This is a genomic window from Sutcliffiella horikoshii (assembly GCF_008180725.1).
Classification (GTDB): Bacteria; Bacillota; Bacilli; order Bacillales; family Bacillaceae_I; genus Sutcliffiella_A; species Sutcliffiella_A horikoshii_B.
In genome coordinates this window covers 375,837-393,034 of record NZ_VTEV01000002.1, presented here as the reverse complement: position 1 = coordinate 393,034, position 17,198 = coordinate 375,837, and the positions used below count along the sequence as shown (strand labels likewise).

Below are 17,198 nucleotides of genomic sequence, written 5' to 3'. Positions count from 1 at the left end.
AAATAAGGCTATTTTCTATAAATAATATTCGTTTTTCTATTAAAAACGCACTAGCAACCTACTGGAACGATGCCTTTGTTTCTGAAACTTATCAGAGTACAAAGCGTCTACATATATTAGAAAGGAAAATATTCAGAGGGACGGTCCTTTGCTTCCTTACTTTACGATATTTTATGGAAAGAATTTGACTCGTGGGGTATTCACTCCCGGTTGTTAGTAAATTATTTAGTTGTTTCTACCTTGAGCAGTAATTCGTGAGTGCCACGGATAAAAGAAATAAAAAGAAGCAGAGGTCCGTCCCCCCGCTTCTCTTTAGATGTATCTACCTTGTGCAGTGTTTCATGAGTTCCACTGATAAAAGATAAAAAGAAGCAGAGGTCCGTCCCCTTGCCTCCCTCGTCCCCTTGCCTCCCTGGCCGGTGAAAGTGTTGCCAGATTATTATCATAAAATGTTTTAATGAAATTCATTTACTATTAAAAGGATGGATATGATGGATGCCTTTTTAAGTTTATTTATTGTAGTTAGTCTAACAATTTTAGTTGCTTATTTCATTTATTTTGTTGGGAAAAAAAAGTATCCGAAAATAAGCTTATATGTTCCCGCAATAACGTCTGCAGTCGGGATTCTATTCCTGTATATTAAACTGAAACTAGATTTATATGCCCAAGCACTTTCTGGAATATATGACATCTTAGGTATTATCTTTTTATCTGTGGTGTTCGTTATTTCCATTATAATGGCGCTTGTATTGGATTTTAGTAACAAATGGAGAAGTAATGCCTGATATAACTTTAGAACCCAAGTCATTTTTTGTGGCTTGGGTTCTTTAATACTTTATTTAGAGTTATTTGTCACTTCAGCTCAAATTAGCATTAGCATTTTTTTTAGCTTTTTTATCAAAAAACATGTTCAAATCGGTTTTGTCCACGTCATCGGCTAACGCTTGGTGTATGCTATTGCTTATTGAAACCATTTTTGATTTCTCGAAAAATGGCACACTAATGAAATATGGCGATCCTGCCTTTTCTATGACTAATAACGTTTGTATGCCATTTCCTGCGATTCCAATTCCAAGTAATAAGAGGACTAACCCAAGGAAAAAGTTTTCTCCTAAAGCATTCAATCCAATTAATAAGAGAATTAGGCCAAATAACATTGGCTTAAAGTAATACTTAGAGGATAGCATCGCACCTGAAATATTCTTCAGCGGTATGTTTTGCTGATCTTTACCTGCTGGGATAATGCCTAAGATAGTGTTTGACAAGTTTGTTTTAACAAACCTATTATCCACCTCTACCTTCCCCTTGATCCAAAAGAACAATAAGCTAATAGAAAATTTAACACTCCCCAAAACATCGCCTCCTACATAGGTTTTTTTAACCACTACCATAATATTAGTAAATTTCTAAAATATGTAATTAAATTCATTAACTTCAGGTTTGGTTTAAATCATTGAGCGATAAAACCTAGTTGGAGAAACTCTTTTACGGATAATTTCAATCCAGTCCCACTTTCAAGCTACTATGTATCAAGATCGCTTTTAATAAAATCTAAAAACTTATTTGCACTTGCCGATAGGTATCGACCATTGGAGATTACTCTTCCAAAATAAAAGCTCGCTGTGTGATAATCCCAGAGGTCCACCAGAATTATTTGACCGCTCAGGACATAAGGGTCACTTTTCATAGCGAAGTCTGTTGCAAAGCAAACAGCTAGATTATTCAGTATTGCTTCTTTAATCACATCGGTATTATTGGATGTAAATAAAACATCAACAGGACCATACTTATTGCTAAAATCACTGTGAAACCAATTAATAAAATCATTGTCGTATACAACAAACTTTTGGTTGTTTAATATTTCTTGAGGAGTGACGGCTCTACTAAGCGCTAAAGGGGAATTTTTGCTTACGCACAACTTCATTTTCCCTTCTACAAAAATATCGAAGTCTAAATTATTATTTTTCGTTTTGTAGTCTCCGTAAATGGTGATTATTCCTATATCGATTTTGTGCTCCTGAATAGAATTAATAATATCCTTGGTTCCCATCTGTAAAACTTCTATATTTATGTTCGGAAACTCATTCTTATAGTCAGATAGAGGTTTAAGTAATTGCTTCATATAGCCGGTAGTTGTAGCTACTTTTAAATTTCCAGTAATAGAGCCTGTATAGAGCTTAGCCTCTTCCTTTATCTTCCCTATGATCAGAAGCGCATCATAAGCATATTTTATTATTTTCTTTCCCTCTTCTGTAGGGGTCGTTCCTAATTTTGAACGCCTAAATATTTTAACCCCTAGTTCATTTTCTAGATTTGAAATGGCTCTACTAATTCCGGATTGGGATACATGTAAATTATCAGCTGCAACGGAAATAGATTCTGCTCTAAATACCTCTACGATATATTCAAGTTGATCAAGGGTCATATTACGTTCACCTCATATGCGCAAAACGCAAGTGTAGTTGCATAATTGTTATTATACATTACAAAAGTTTAAATGTAAGATAAATATAAATAATTAAAACATTCAAAAAATTATTCCTTTAGAGGAGGTGGTTATTAAAACATTAACCAAGAAAATATAGTTAAAATGATTGGAGAAAGGTTATGGCTGAATTAACTATTTACCAATGGCTTTGGAGTATCGTAGTGGTTATGGGAGCAGCTGGTGTCCAAGAGATTACAGGATTTGGTTTTGCACTCATTTCCATTCCTTTATTGCTGTTAATCTTTCCAAGTTATGAAGCTGTCTTAATCAGTATTATGTTAGCTATGATCACTCTTTTACTACAAGGGTGGAAAAATGTCCATCAACCTCGTTGGGATTTAATATGGCGACTAATTGTAATCGGACTTCCAGGTTTATGGTTTGGCATATTAATAGGAAAAAAGATGAATGTTGCCCATTTGGAAGGGTTTGTGGGAATATCCGTTCTGAGTTATGTCATAGCTCAACTGGTACAAGAAAGGCGAAAAAGAAGATTATCTCGAATAACAAATGTATCCAATGATACAGATTCCACAATTACCCGAAAACTTCCAAAGGGGTTTTACTTGGCTGGCCTAAGTTCAGGTGTTCTTACTGGAGCAGTAGGGTTACCCGGTCCCCCAGTAATCGCAACGTTAATTCCAATACTAAAAAAAGACTTATTTAGAGCAACCGTCCTTTACTATTTCATTTTCATCTATGCAATTGTGATCAGTGTTGCACTGTTTAGTTTTAAACAAGAATTTAACCAAGTGAAAATTATTACAGTGGTTATGATTTATATAGTTCCATTATTAATAGGATTTTATATTGGACAATTAATACAAAAGCAAGTTAATGATGTGTTATTTAAACACTTGGTTTATAGCCTCCTCATTCTCGTTGGAACCTTTTCATGTTGGAGTTGGTTTGCTAAGTTGATTTAAACTTAACGAAATTAATCAATGACCAAAATGAAAACGCTTACCTAAACTAATGAAATAAATTAAAATATAGAAAGGAAGTAACTAAATGAAAACAACATTATCTAATCATGAGAAGTTAATTATTACTTGCGCGACAACAGGAGGGTTACACGGTAAAGAAACAAATTCTATCTTGCCTGAACAACCAGAAGAAATTGTTCTTTCTATGAAAGAAGCATTTTCTTCCGGTGCTACTGTCGCACATATCCATGCACGCGATAAAGATGGGATAGTGACAGAGGATTTGGGCATTTACAGAGAAATTATCCAAGGGATCAGGGAAGTTTGCCCTGAAATGATTGTCCAGGTTGGGAATGGACTTGGTCAAAGACCTGATAGACAATTTACGTTAAAGGACAGGATGAATCTATTAAATTTAGATCCAAAGCCAGATATGTTAACTATTAATGCAGGTTCGTTTGAGTTTGGCCGCAAATACACCTTTGAAAATCCATATCGTTTCAATAAGGAATTTTACCAAGGTTGTAAAGAAAAGGACATCGAGGTTGAATTTGAGTGCTATGATTTGTCTCATATCTATAATGTTATGGATATGGCTGATAAAGGTATTATTGAAGGGAAGATCCACTTTAGTTTTGTAATAGGAGTACCAGGAGGAATTCAGCACTCTGCCGAAAATTTATTGCGAATGATTGATATAATTCCGGATAATTCTAGCTGGCAGGCAGTAAGCATTGGTAGATATCATGTTCCTACTTTAAATCTTGCAATCTGTTTAGGTGGGAATATAAGAACCGGTACTGAAGATACCATCTATTATCGCAAAGGTGAACTTGTTGGAAGCCAATCTCAATTGATTGAGAGAGCAGTAAGAATAGCTAATGAGCTGGATCGGGAGGTAGCAAGTACATCAGAAGCAAGAGAACTGTTGGGGTTAAGCTACATTACAACCTAAATCATAAGGTCCGTGGATTTATAGTCACTCTATTAAGAAGTTAATTATGTAATGCTATGTTTATGGTTAGTAAGAAATGACCTTCGCATAGCATTACAATCTCCAAAGAAACTCTCCAGTAGCACTAACTAAAATTGTAAACTCAGTATAATTTTTATACTCAAGGAGTGAATAAGTTTGCGCTATCTTTCCAATATGTTTACTAAATTAGTAGAAAGATATCTCCCTGATTCATTTATTATATTATTTGGTCTAACCATCATTGTCTTTATTCTCGGATTATTTCATGGTTCAAGTATTCAGGAGGTAATGGATTTATGGGGAAAAGGGCTTTTTGATATTCTAGCCTTTACCATGCAAGCTACACTTATGTTAGTGACAGGGTTTGCCTTAGCAAAAACACCTATTGTCAACAGAGTATTAAAAGTTTTTGCGCGCTTGCCAAAAACAGAAGTACAGGTTTATATCGTGACCATTTTAGTGCAGGTAGTATTAAGTTGGATTTCTTGGGGTTTCGGTATTATTGCAGGTGCAATCGTTGCCCGTGAGATGGGTATCATTCATCGTGGTAAGGTTCATTATCCTTTAGTTATTGCTGCCGCTTTTTCAGGAATGATTGTCTGGCATGCAGGATATGGAGGAACTATTCCACAACTAATCGCAACCCCTGGTCATTTCTTGGAACAACAGATGGGCATCATCCCCGTATCTGAAACAATTTTTGCTCCTTTCAATTTGATACTATTGATTGCTGTTGTTATTTCTGTACTCATTACCATCGTACTTATGCGGCCGAAAAATGAGAATGAAAGAATCAGTTTGCCAGCTTCTGCTGAAGAAGAAGTTTCAGCGGCTTCTGCTGAAAGAGATGTAAGAGGGGATTCGATTAATTTTGGTTCTCCTGTCACTCCTGCTGAACGTTTGGAAGAGAGTCGGCTCATTACCTTTATTTTAGGTTTATTTTGTTTCATGTACATTGTTATCTTCTTCCTAAACGGAGGTGCCATGAATATCAATATCGTTATTGTCTCCTTCTTGGCAGCCGGATTATTATTTACTTCAAACTCAAAAGAGTATCTAGGTTCTATTATGGGTGGCTCATCCGCATCCTTTGGAATAATATTGCAATTCCCCTTCTATGGTGGGCTTATGAGTATAGTGGCAGGAACAGGTATTGCAACAACGTTGGCAAATGGCTTACTGAACTTCGCTACTGCAGAAACATTGCCTTTATGGGCCTTTTTGAGTGCTGGTATCATTAACGTGCTGGTTCCTTCTGGTGGGGGACAATGGGCCGTACAAGGTCCTATTATTATTGAAGCAGCAAATCAACTGGGGGCAGATATACCAAAAGTGGCGATGGCCGTAGCTTGGGGAGATACTTGGACAAATCTCATCCAGCCATTTTGGACACTAGCTTTGCTTGCTATCACAGGTCTTGGCATTCGATATATCATGGGTTATTCAGCAGTAGTAATGATCGTAACAGGAGTAGTATTAGGAGCAGGTCTTCTTTTTATTTAGTTATAGGACGATACCCAAGAAGCAATCTTGTTTATTCAGAAAAATTACTTGTTAATCTTTGAAGATTTGGCATATAAAAAATAAACTAGGAGTAATTAGTATGGACAAAGTGATTAAGTTTCTATATGGTTCCATTACCGAACTAAATAAGTTAGATAATGAATTAAAAATTTTAGATGAAGAAGAATTACTACTGATTTCAGCGACATATCCATTTCATGATTATTTTCATGAAGTTGTTTCTAAGTTAAATACATGGAAAGAAGAAATCGAAAAGAACAGAGATTCTAGCTGATAAGATTATTAATAGTGGTCTACCACGAACGGCGTAGCAACATACCTTTCACCTTAAGCCAGGAAGCAAAGGTCCGTCCCTGTGCTTCCTTTTCTACCTTGTGCAGTATTTAGTGAGTTCCACTGATAAAAGATAAAAAGAAGCAGAGGTCCGTCCCCCTGCTTCTAAACCGTCACCTTAAAAATCTTCTCCCCACGCTTCCTTTGCATCCAATAACCTACGTGATAAGAACTCGTAGAAATTCTTGGCTGTGTAGTATTCATCTAGATCTCCTACTCTATTCCATGCGATAATTGGGCATTCATTATTCTCCATTTTAGATGTGTATAGACAATAAGCGTATTCTCCTGCACTTTCGATGACAACTAGATTCTCTTCCAACCCTAAATCTCTAAATCTTTTTATTCAGAGTATTAGAGTATTCAGAGGGACGGTCCTTTGCTTCCTTACTTTACGATATTTATCGAAAGGATTTGACTCGAGAGGTATTCATTTCGGGTTGTTAAAAAAATATTTAGTTGTTTCTACCTTGTTCAGTATTTCGTGAGTTCCACGGATAAAAGATAGAAAAGAAGCAGAGGTCCGTCCCCCTGCTTCTTGAGGTATTCACTTCGGGTTGTTGTTTCTACCTTGTGCAGTATTTCGCGAGTTCCACTGATAAAAGATAGAAAAGAAGCAGAGGTCCGTCCCACCGCTTCTCCCATTAGCTACCTCTTTTCATTTACTCGTACTTTAATGCTGACACAAAGTCAAAGTTTCCTGCAGATGTAATATTATTTTTGTACTCAAAATTGTAAATTAGAATAACTGCATTATATGATTTCTTGATATTACAGATTTCCTGTATTTTTGGTAAGATAATTTCTTCATAGGAACATCCATTTAACAAAAAACTGATTTCATTACTACTTTTGTTATAAACTGCTTTTTCTATAGTATCCTCATCCGTTTCATCCATATCAATTTTAAAGTCTTTAAAGAATTGGGAAGGGATTGATTCTCCGTCGTCATCATATCCTAAATCGACATACTCTCCTATTGAATTACCACTAAAATTTCCAAACCAAATAGATACCCATCCTTTTTTCTCCATTAAATGATCCTCCTAATTTAACCTTAGTCCTGATGGTAAAGATGAAATGCCACCCTCGAGTCTATAGTCGGCCCAATTATTAAGTCTTCTTATAAATGTATTATAGTCTATAGAAGTATCTATTATCGCTAGCAATTCATTATGTGCTCTAGTTGAACCTAATCCTCCATGTACACCATCTGGATTAACAAATTTTACATCTGATATAACAGTTCTTAATTCTTTGATCTCTTCTGCACTAATATTCCAATACTTAAATTGTGGAGCCCTTGAAACTAAGTGCCACTCATGTAAACCCCCAGGAGCTCTAAGCTGACGTTCAATTTTCTTTCTGACCTTTTTGTCTTTCCAAAGTGTATCTAACTCACTAGTTGTAAGAGAATTAAAAAATGGATTAAAATCTCCACTTTTTGCAGTTGGAATATCCTCTGCCGTTATATTCGTAGTTGGTTCATGAGCTTCACTTGAATTCTTTACCGAATTCACTTCAACTTTTGCAATAATATCCTTTTGTTTTTCCTTTAGTATATTATTTAAACCAAAACTATCAATTACATTCACTGGTCCACCCGCCAGAGAAGGAGCCATTTTATTGTTCGGGAACATGCCCCCCATCAACTCACGCACCCGCTCCAAACCAGCTGAAGAGGATCCCTTCACCGAACTTATCACTTTCTCCTGCTGATCTTTCAACTTGATATCAAGCTCTTCTTCCACCTTGGTACCAAGTTTCCCAGCAATACCCCCAACTTTGGAAAGTCCTTTATCTCCTACGACGGATGTTCCGATAATGGCGGCTGCGTAGCCTAACCACTCGCCCCGGCTTGTCGCATCGCCGTGAATGACAGATTCGTTGAAGGAGTTGTAGAGTTCGTGGCCGATTTCTAGCAATATGGCTGGATCCGAGATTACTGCGTCTAAGAATTCTATCGTTTCTTTCAGCACTTGGTCTGGTTCTGTGGCTAGGCGTTTAATGCCATCCCAGGTGTCTGAGGCGGCGTCGATGATTCCTGCTCCAAAGCCATTGGTGAAGTCCCAGAATGCTTCTCCAGCGGTTTTCTTCTTGGATTCCGGCCTCACGCAACTCGGGTTTACCCATTGATCAAACGATGTCGCATGCCCTATCGTAAAAAATACGCCAAGCTCTGGAAAATGTTCGCTGTTCCACCGCTGCATGACAGTTTGGTTGTACAGCTTTGTCTGCAGCTTTCCGTAGGCCTCTAGGTCCTGCAACATAACAGGCGAAAAGCTGGCCATTTTGATTTTATCAGAAGCGAACTGTTGGCTCATTTCTTCTATGTAACTATTAATTAGCGCCAGGTCCTCGATTAACGCTGTGAACGACTGGGTTTGTCGGTGGTCGAACTGGTGCAACTTGTCCACGGTTTGGTTTGCTGATTGTTTGGCTTGTTGGATACCTTCGTGGAATTGGTGATCCTGCAGCCTTGGGAGGTACACAATGTCACTGATACGGCTGAGCTGGGCGTTTGTCTCCCCTGTCAGCTCGGTCACCATTCGGTTAAGCTGATTTAAGCCATCCTCTAGCTCACCTGTTAGGAAACCTTCGTCGATAAACCCGTGTGAATTGCCTTCCAATCCGTCGAGTTCAAGTTGCAGTTGTTGAAGCTTAGATTGAAAGTTTGCCAGGAACCTTTGGAAGAATTGCAAGAGTGGGAGATGCGCGTATTCATAGAAACGCCTAATGGCACTGGCCCCTTTGCCGCGGAAGGAATCCTTTGAGGCAACAAAAGACCGAATTTCGTTCTCTATGTCATTTAGTTGCTTCTCGAGATCCGACAGTTGCCGGCTCATTCCCTTGATTCCATCGTGCAGGGAGGATACGTCTAAAACTTTCATGGTTCGCCTCCTTTCGATTTCAATTTACAGAAACTGTATATACATAAGTATGACGGTTCGACATTGGTGGGGAGATTCCTGCATGGGATTGGAAAATGAGAGGAATGGACTATGAGGGGATTAAAAAAAGAGACGATGATTGGTTCGTCTCTCTGATACATAAATCTACTTCATATCTATAATTACTGGTTCACTATCATTGTAAGGGTTATTTACATTAGAATCTTCTATAAAGAGTTTTCTGGCTACATTTCCAATTGTATTTGTAGAGACTGCATCTACAGTTCCACCAATTAGTCCGCCAGCTATTGGGACCATTTTACCTAAATTAATAGCCCCTTTTTCTCCAAATTTAGTTAACAACCTAAAGCCAACAGCTTGATTTATTTTCTTAATTACTTCGCCTGGAATCTTTTTTATACCACTTATAACCAGTTTCTTTCCTATTTGGATACCTGAATTTTTCAGTATGTCTTTAGCTCCATTACCTGCTAAACATGCATACACGAATGTTTTTACTTCATCGGACTTTAGATCATGTCCTCCCATATGAGCAATTGCAGCGACCATTCTAATTTGCACTAAAATTACACTTGTGATATTAGCTGGAATTGCAACAGGCATCATTATAACACCACCAAGACCTGATAAAAACCCACTTGTAGCACTCTTTGTATTTTGCCACCTAATTAAACTATTAACATTTTCTATTAAAGAGCCACTTTTTTGTTCATAATTTGTTGCCAACTCAATAGCGGTATCCATACCAGGTATGCCACCATTAACTGCTTTGTCGTAAGACCAGTCTAGCGCTTTCATAATAGTTTCTTGGGTTAGTGATTTGTTTGTCGACACTCTTATTTGACCTCCCTGAGATACAGCTTAAAAGAACTGTTAGTATGAAATTTTTAGAGTATATTAGAAATATAGACTTTATTATTACATGTGAGGCTAAAACATGGGGTACACATATGTCCTCTGAATATTATAGTATTTAAAATGACAACTCTCTAAGTTTCCCCAGAGATCCTTCCCCTGCTTCTTAATCAAACTTAACATTAACGGTATAGTTAATATTTTTAAAGAACTCTTTTAATACAATTTCTGCATTTTCCTCTGCTGTTATAAGTAAACCTTCCGAGATGGCTTCTTGGCGAGTTTGTTCTTGAGCCAAACTGGCTAGGTCAAATCCTTCTTCCCAATCCACATCATCACGGAAAATCCCACCATCAACAAAGGTTACTATTTTATCCATCTGCAGAGCTGGATCTTGAATGAGCTTTGCATGAGGAAGGGTGATATCTATTTCTCTTGTCTCTTCATTAATAATCATGTCCTTTGAAGTAACCCCCTTCAAATCAACACCGGCAATAACTGTCGAGGGTACGACTACTAGTATTTCTCGCTTTGTCCCAAATAGATTCGTAGAGATATTCTTACCGAAAACTTTATTATCTTCTTCTTGTAGAACAACTTTCATATGAGCTTTAACTGTCGCTAGTGTAGATAGCTCCTGGACACTTTCAACGTAAGTGACAGACTCTTGTTTGAAGGTATCACCGATAAACACCAAGATTACTCCCCCGATGAGAACTAATAGTATAAACATGGTTAAAATAATCTTTAACATACTAGTTTTTAAGAAGCTCTTAAATATCCCTCTATGTTGAGGAATATGGCCTGCACTTCGAGTTAACGCAGTTGTTGCAGCACTTTGTTGTTGGGCTCCCTGTAATTCATTTAGTAGTCTTTCTAGATGGGCAATCTTTTCATCCTTTTCTTCCATACTCTCTCTGTTAAGCATCATTTCTTTCTCCTTTAGTTGTTCTTGTTTATATTCATTAACAAATACTATTATCTTAGGAAAATTTATATAAATAAAGTAATATTTTTATGTAATAACATAAAAAAGGTAATTTTTTTAATTAACTAGGAAGCAGAGAAATGGATGGAATTTCAGAAGAACATCCCTGCAGCTCTGCAAGATTCTGATAGTATGGTAGGAATACGAGGAAATAATAATGAAAAAAAACAGGTCCTTTGCCATTTAGGGAGCTGGACCTGGTTTATATGGATTAAAGTTAAATGGCCTTCGCTACTGTAAAACAACCAAATCACCTATACCATAAATTTAATTTTACAGACGGGCCGCTGTGCCGAGCAGTGGGCTCGCCCCAGTGGTCGTTGGATCCATAATTACTAAGGTAAGATAAAAGTTATTGAAGATAATAATTTTTTAGTGTTGGTATTCAATATGTTCACATAAAGGGTTTACTTACAATTTTTCTTAGTAAAGCGATAAAGTATAAAAAGATGATATCCCGTATACTGGCTCAATTCTTGAAAGTATTAGCCTAATTCTTCGAAAATTGGAAGGATTGTGATTGGGCTTGTTTTTCTATTGGTAATTACTTTGATAGTAAATGGAAGTCTTATGGAATCTGGCATAGAACTAAATTTTTCGCATTGAGGAAGCAGCAGAAATCCGCCCCATTCTTCCTTGCTATACTCTATTTTGCTAAATCAGGTCGACTCACCTGAACCCTTAACAATTTATCTAGATTCGAAAGAGTTATTAGTACATTCTTTAAATCTTTCTTGAAGTTTTAGTCTTGCCTCATTGATAATTTTACTCTGTGCCGGAAAGGTTATAGTATATATACCTATCATTAGAGATAATATACTAATTCCGTTAAAGAACGTAACAAATTCTTGTCTCTTTACCCAAATAGATAGGTTTTCAATCGATCCTATTTGTTCACTATCAATGTGCTTAATTACAAGTAGCATCGCAAATAAAATAAAGAACAAGTATAAAAAAACGTTTATCAGTGACAAACTTAAAAAAATTTTTTGCGTATCAATGTCTATGTATTTAGATAATTTTTTAAGACTTATAATATTAGATTCCTTCTTGATCATTTCTCCCTCTTGAGGGAACATCATCTTTAATAAAACAATAAAAATTATGTTTAATACATAAAACAGGATTATCCCGATAATATACAAGTAAGCGAACAGGGGAATTGTCAAACCATAGCTGAAAATAATTGAATCTTTATAGAATGAAATCACAAAGACAATAATAAAAGTAATGCACAATAAATAAAGTAAAACGGGATAGTTATAAGGATAATTTCTCGTTTCACTATTGACTCTTTTCTTGAAAATTAAAAAGATTATTGAACACATTAACATTACAAAAGCTACAATTCTAAATATAGAAGAATGAAAAATTAGTAAAAACGGTCCTCCTAAAAAGGCAAGAAAAAAGATCAACGCTTCTACACCATTTAGTTTCCCTATTTCTGTAAGTCTAATAATTTTCCTCATTTATTTCCCTCTCACCCTTTCTTTTCTATAGAGGAATTTCCAGCGTTATTAATAATGCAGACAAAACCCAGTCCTTTAAACCTTTAACAGAAGCACCCGGTAGGCCAACAACCGCACTGGACTTCATACCATCCTTCACAAGCACCTCACTCGAATCCAATATCCCTCCAATCCCTTTTAACCAATACTAGTGAAGTTTGTGGACATAAAGAAGTCTCCTTTCATAGTTATATGAACTGTTTGGTTGAAATTTACAAATGTTTGCGGTTGGTGTTCTTAACAATATTAATGAAATTATGGTGAGTAGTAAAATAGATGAATTCACAGATGAGAAATACGAAAGTGGGAAAGCTGTTAAGAATTACCATACACTAATCATCATATAACTCTATTAATTTAAACTTATATATTAAGCTATAAGAAGGATATAAAGAGGAAGCAGAGGTCCGTCCCCTGCATCAATCAGGTGCCGTATCAAGCAACGTATTTAGTCAACTACCAAATAAGCAAAAGACAAGAATCGGTGGTGAAAATCGCTATGACACTCCGGCTGAAATTGCCGAGTATTTCGGTTTAGAAAATGACCATCTTGTTGTAGCTACAGGCTATGACTTTGCAGATGCTCTCTCTGGAACTGCGTATGCAGTGAAGACGGATAGCCTACTTGTCCTAACGAGAAAAGATAAGTTACCTGCAGAAACTGCTTCTATTATTAAAGATAGAGAGTTTAAGACTTCTACTATTTTAGGTGGGACAGAGGCTGTGTCGGATGAGGTAAAGCTAACGGTGAAAAGTTTATAGAAGTAAGTCCGGGGACGGAAGTTTTACTTCCTTCCTTTCCAAACCAAACGGATACCCAGCCTTGCTTTTCCCATCTCCCCCTTTACTTTAATCTAAGACCTGGGGTCAAAGGGACAGGACAAACAACCCGGCTACCCTTAAAAGCACAACCGGTTCGAATGTCCTGTCACCTCGAACCACTAGATATATTCTTGAAGCATCTGCAATATATCATTCTCCATTTCAATAATTTCCGTGCGCTTCGTTTCGTCCCAGCAATGCCAAGAGTCAGTTTTTGCTGCCATCATTTGCAATTTAAGGCTTTGTGTGCTGAAAATATTTCGCCAGTTTGCTAGTTTTGCAAGTGGATAGAGATTACTGAATGCAGAATTTTGGCTAGCAACTATTAAGCATAGATTTCCAAAGCAGTGCAGCAAATCATCAGATAATTTTGGTTTTCCTTCAGTCTCGTTTGGGTTCTGAGGATACCAATGCTCAATGGAACGTCTGTATGTAAAGCGGAAGTCATCAAACTTGATTGCAGGATAGTCTAAGCTTAACTTATCTCGATTTTTCCATAGTACATAATCGGTAAAGTTAAAAGCGTAGACAGGAACGAAATGGTTGTACCTCAATTTCTGAGCATCAATTCCGCTGCTATTGCATATTCTTTCATTCGCATATTTCTTAGATAGAGACTCCAGAAAAGCATAGAATTCATCACCAAAATCAACCTCATTTAACTTGTTTGCATTTTCAAACAAATATTGGAGTGTTGTATATAACCATCTAGTGTCTTTGTAGGCAGTGAAGGTTACAGCAAACATCGACTGCAACATAAGTACTTCGTGATTATTGGTCGGAAAAGAGTTTTTATCAAACCGCGTTTGAACATATAAACGTCCTTTCGCTTTTTCGTTTTTGTCTTCGCGATAGGCCTTTTGTAAAAACCATTCTCCCTCTTTACGCCTATAGGTAGTTTCAAGAGAGTTCCGAACAATAAAATTGTCAAAGATAAATTTCGCTTTCAGCAAGTTCTCCCCGAAATTCAATATCCATTGGCTATTTCTTGAAGATACTTTAAAAGCTGATTTCAGCTTTTTATCATCCAACTGGATAGAATCTGCATCTACGTTATCAGTCAAATACAAAACATAATAAAGGAAAGTATTAAAATTCACAATACAACGATATTTATTGGAATCTTCGTTCTCTACAGCTTCAAAGTCTGCAACGGCACCGTTTTCAACCGGTTCTTTAATGGCGCTTATTATTGATTTTTTGCTTTCCTTGTTAACGACCATTTCCGAATAGATGTTGTTAAGATTATATCCATACCTCCAAGAATTTTTCCCTGGCTCATATTCGCTCCACTCGCACTTAAATACTTTTTCTCTTTCTTCATCCGCATCTGACCCCTTTGTCTTTTTCTTAAAAAACTTTATGCAAGGGGTATCGAATTCAGAACAAGCATCCCAAACCTTAGCAAACTTTTGAATTTTGGTAAAAGCGATACCTTCAGCTACAAGGCGTTGCATAAGCTCCGCTTTTATTATTTCATGGTATTCTAATTGTTCACCGCGAGAGTTAAATCTCTCGAAATACAGATTTACATCTAAGTCTTGTGGCATTTCGCTAATGAAAATTTTCACCTTATCAAAAAGGTACCCATAGAAGTCTTCAATTGAAATATCTAAATAATCGCTCGAACCAATATGCTCGTTAATAGCGCTCAGTGTTTCATGATAACCACGACTCAACTCGTCGTCTGTAATTTTTCCAGTATTATGATCGTTTAAAAATAACCTACTTAACGTTTCATTCGACCGTTTTCTTGCCGAAAAGCTCAAGTTGATTTTTTTAACGAGCTTTGTGGAAGGAGAATATTCATTTTGAATGGCAAGAGCAATAAGTAGTATTGCAGTGAATCGCTGTTGCCCATCTATAATAGAATAGACATTTTCCTTTTTGTTTACCACGAGCGTGCCAATGAAATACTCGGGACGATCTTCTTTGATAGAATCGAGTACATCTATAATTAGTTGTGTTATTTCCACATCCGTCCAGGCAAAATTTCGTTGGTACAGCGGAATGGAATAACTATTACCGTTAAGCAAATCAAATATAGACAGAGGATTGTTCACCTTTTGACCTCCTCTTGAAGCTTGTTTATAATGTCTGCAGCAGTTAGATTGCCAAGCATATCTGTATCTATTCGAGCAACAAATTCACGTGGAGTAGCCGAAACCGCTAATTCTTGAAATAGCTTCTGACATTTTTTCTTCTGAAATGTCCCGCTTGCTGCATAGTTTGCAAGTGTTGTATTGTAAATTGCTTTTGCGGCAGTTCTCGGATAAAACGCCCAAACAAACACCTTCTCACACGTTTCTCTGTCAAGTTGATCCGCACCGAAACGATCAATAAATGTGGCCAATAAGTTCGTAAACAGATTAATGTTTCTTGCGTATTTGCTTTTCTTACTGTTCACTATTTCTTTGATTTCATCCGAAAGGAAGCCTTCTACTATACTGTTCTCATGAAAATTGTTTTTGAAATGCTCATACGAGAACTCAATAAACTGGAAGAAGGCGTTGCCATTAATGATTGGCATACAAATAGAATTAGGAAGAGCAATGTCGTTTTCAAGTAATTCTTTGTATAACTGCAAATAAGGGTATGACGCATTTTGAAGATTAACGCCCTTGAAATCTCCAATAAACCGCTCAGTGAATCTTAACTCACTACCATACCTTTTTCGATATAAACCTGTATCTCCGTTAATCCAGCGTCGTATTCTAAATAGGTGCTTGTCAAATAAATCGCTGAGTTTAAGTTCTTTGTCATCAACATATTTTTCCCAGTTTTCTACCGTTTGTTCAGACTCATCTTTAATTGCTCTTAAATGATAGGCTTTCAATAAATCATGAGGTTCTAAAGCCTTGCCACGGTTATTTTGCGAGTCAAAAAGCTGAAAAGCTTCTGACAAGCATTCTGACGGCATCTCTATAACAGAAACCTTGCAATGGTTCATCATAAAGTTGCTTATGACATCGACTTCTTCCTTCGAAATTAAACCACAAAGAAAGCGCCATTCATCATAGTTCTCTTTAGCATGAAGCCTTGAGATGCCTACGTAACTCCCATTTAATAGGTTACTAGCACCGTCAGGCAAATTGTCTTCTCCCACACAATACATGAATAATGAAATCGAAATCAAACGTTGCTGTCCATCCACTACATCTATGTTTTCATTGTCTTTATTATGCAAAATGATAGAGCCGATTCGATACTCACTAATGTTTCTGTCAATGGCTTCTCTTATATCATAAAAAAGGTTGCGAATATGCCTGCGTTCCCATTTGTATGGTCGCTGATACTCTGGAATTTTAAGACTTTCAATTTGCAGAACATCTGATATTGATTTCACTGAAAAATTAATTTTACTCATCGTTTGTCTCCATATAGCTCCGGCGTTTTCTCATAGATTTTCAATCATTTCAAGTTTTCCTATCATTTTCTAAGGCGTATACTTTATGTTTGGCAGCGATCAAGTTTGATGTGTCTCCCTGTTGGTAGTATTTGCGTACGGCCTCAAAGAATATGGAAGTATATAACATTATTATACTCTTAAATCCCTATATTGGAGAGAATATCTTGAAAAAGATAGTTTTTTTTGAATGGATTAAAAGGACAGGCCAAACCTGCTGCACTTTAAAGTACCATCGGGTCGGATGTCCATTCTAGGCGAAGTGGGATTTACTCTCCAAAAGGTGCAGCATTCACCTGCTTGTTCAATTGATTCATCTTAGAAAAACGCAATTAGTTCATTCCATAAAAAAAATGCCCACCATGATAATGTGATGAGCAAAATTTAATAAGTTCCTTCTATTAAAATTGCTTGAATCCATATTTTTTTTATCTTAAAATTGCATAATTTATGAACTGTA

At 36.7% G+C, this 17,198-nt stretch carries 15 protein-coding genes and 1 pseudogene; 6 read left to right on the top strand and 10 right to left on the bottom strand.

Annotated features, from left to right (window positions below; translation table 11 throughout):
• Positions 1-488 precede the first annotated feature (488 nt).
• Positions 489-785 carry a hypothetical protein gene (locus FZC76_RS05895; RefSeq protein ID WP_148987326.1) on the top strand — a complete coding sequence of 99 codons (297 nt, stop codon included), beginning with the start codon at positions 489-491 and terminating at the stop codon, positions 783-785.
• 72 nt (positions 786-857) lie between these two features.
• Here the strand turns inward: FZC76_RS05895 and FZC76_RS05890 are convergent, their stop codons facing one another.
• Together FZC76_RS05890 and FZC76_RS05885 are read right to left on the bottom strand one after the other, a co-directional pair.
• A complete protein-coding gene (locus FZC76_RS05890; RefSeq protein WP_148987325.1) occupies positions 858-1,352 on the bottom strand; it encodes a hypothetical protein in 495 nt (164 codons plus the stop codon).
• 170 nt (positions 1,353-1,522) lie between these two features.
• Positions 1,523-2,425, bottom strand: a complete 903-nt coding sequence (locus FZC76_RS05885; RefSeq protein ID WP_148987324.1) for a LysR family transcriptional regulator — start codon at positions 2,423-2,425, stop codon at positions 1,523-1,525.
• A gap of 182 nt (positions 2,426-2,607) precedes the next feature.
• Here FZC76_RS05885 and FZC76_RS05880 point away from each other — a divergent pair, with 182 nt between their 5' ends.
• The 4 genes from FZC76_RS05880 (at position 2,608) to FZC76_RS05865 (ending at position 6,188) form a co-directional block, all read left to right on the top strand.
• Complete coding sequence (locus FZC76_RS05880; protein WP_148987323.1) at positions 2,608-3,414, top strand: sulfite exporter TauE/SafE family protein; 807 nt, start codon at positions 2,608-2,610, stop codon at positions 3,412-3,414.
• Between the two features lie 85 nt (positions 3,415-3,499).
• Entirely contained in the window at positions 3,500-4,369 is an 870-nt protein-coding gene (locus tag FZC76_RS05875) for a BKACE family enzyme (RefSeq protein ID WP_148987322.1), read from the top strand.
• 177 nt (positions 4,370-4,546) lie between these two features.
• Positions 4,547-5,893, top strand: a complete 1,347-nt coding sequence (locus FZC76_RS05870) for a short-chain fatty acid transporter (protein WP_148987321.1) — start codon at positions 4,547-4,549, stop codon at positions 5,891-5,893.
• A 100-nt stretch (positions 5,894-5,993) separates the two neighbouring features.
• Positions 5,994-6,188 (top strand): hypothetical protein, encoded by a 195-nt coding sequence (locus FZC76_RS05865; protein ID WP_148987320.1) that lies wholly within the window; start codon positions 5,994-5,996, stop codon positions 6,186-6,188.
• Positions 6,189-6,365: 177 nt separating this feature from the next.
• On the opposite strand, the pseudogene FZC76_RS05860 reads toward FZC76_RS05865, so the two are convergent.
• The 6 genes and pseudogenes from FZC76_RS05860 to FZC76_RS05835 form a co-directional block, all read right to left on the bottom strand.
• Positions 6,366-6,584 (bottom strand): annotated as a pseudogene (locus tag FZC76_RS05860) (SMI1/KNR4 family protein); the annotation flags it as partial.
• 325 nt (positions 6,585-6,909) lie between these two features.
• Complete coding sequence (locus FZC76_RS05855; protein WP_148987318.1) at positions 6,910-7,281, bottom strand: immunity 22 family protein; 372 nt, start codon at positions 7,279-7,281, stop codon at positions 6,910-6,912.
• Between the two features lie 12 nt (positions 7,282-7,293).
• Complete coding sequence (locus FZC76_RS05850; protein ID WP_148987317.1) at positions 7,294-9,138, bottom strand: ribonuclease YeeF family protein; 1,845 nt, start codon at positions 9,136-9,138, stop codon at positions 7,294-7,296.
• 165 nt (positions 9,139-9,303) lie between these two features.
• Entirely contained in the window at positions 9,304-9,993 is a 690-nt protein-coding gene (locus tag FZC76_RS05845; protein WP_262372437.1) for an EcsC family protein, read from the bottom strand.
• A 187-nt stretch (positions 9,994-10,180) separates the two neighbouring features.
• Entirely contained in the window at positions 10,181-10,945 is a 765-nt protein-coding gene (locus tag FZC76_RS05840; protein ID WP_148987316.1) for a DUF4230 domain-containing protein, read from the bottom strand.
• 746 nt (positions 10,946-11,691) lie between these two features.
• Positions 11,692-12,471 carry a hypothetical protein gene (locus tag FZC76_RS05835; protein WP_148987315.1) on the bottom strand — a complete coding sequence of 260 codons (780 nt, stop codon included), beginning with the start codon at positions 12,469-12,471 and terminating at the stop codon, positions 11,692-11,694.
• Positions 12,472-12,924: 453 nt separating this feature from the next.
• Between FZC76_RS05835 and FZC76_RS05830 the strand changes: the two genes are divergently transcribed.
• Positions 12,925-13,272: a cell wall-binding repeat-containing protein gene (locus tag FZC76_RS05830; RefSeq protein ID WP_148987314.1), complete on the top strand. Its 348-nt coding sequence runs from the start codon at positions 12,925-12,927 to the stop codon at positions 13,270-13,272.
• Between the two features lie 179 nt (positions 13,273-13,451).
• Here the strand turns inward: FZC76_RS05830 and FZC76_RS05825 are convergent, their stop codons facing one another.
• Together FZC76_RS05825 and FZC76_RS05820 are read right to left on the bottom strand one after the other, a co-directional pair.
• Positions 13,452-15,395 carry a GmrSD restriction endonuclease domain-containing protein gene (locus tag FZC76_RS05825; RefSeq protein ID WP_148987313.1) on the bottom strand — a complete coding sequence of 648 codons (1,944 nt, stop codon included), beginning with the start codon at positions 15,393-15,395 and terminating at the stop codon, positions 13,452-13,454.
• Complete coding sequence (locus FZC76_RS05820; protein ID WP_148987312.1) at positions 15,392-16,699, bottom strand: DUF262 domain-containing protein; 1,308 nt, start codon at positions 16,697-16,699, stop codon at positions 15,392-15,394. The genes FZC76_RS05825 and FZC76_RS05820 overlap by 4 nt, the downstream gene beginning before the upstream one ends.
• Between the last annotated feature and the right edge of the window lie 499 nt (positions 16,700-17,198).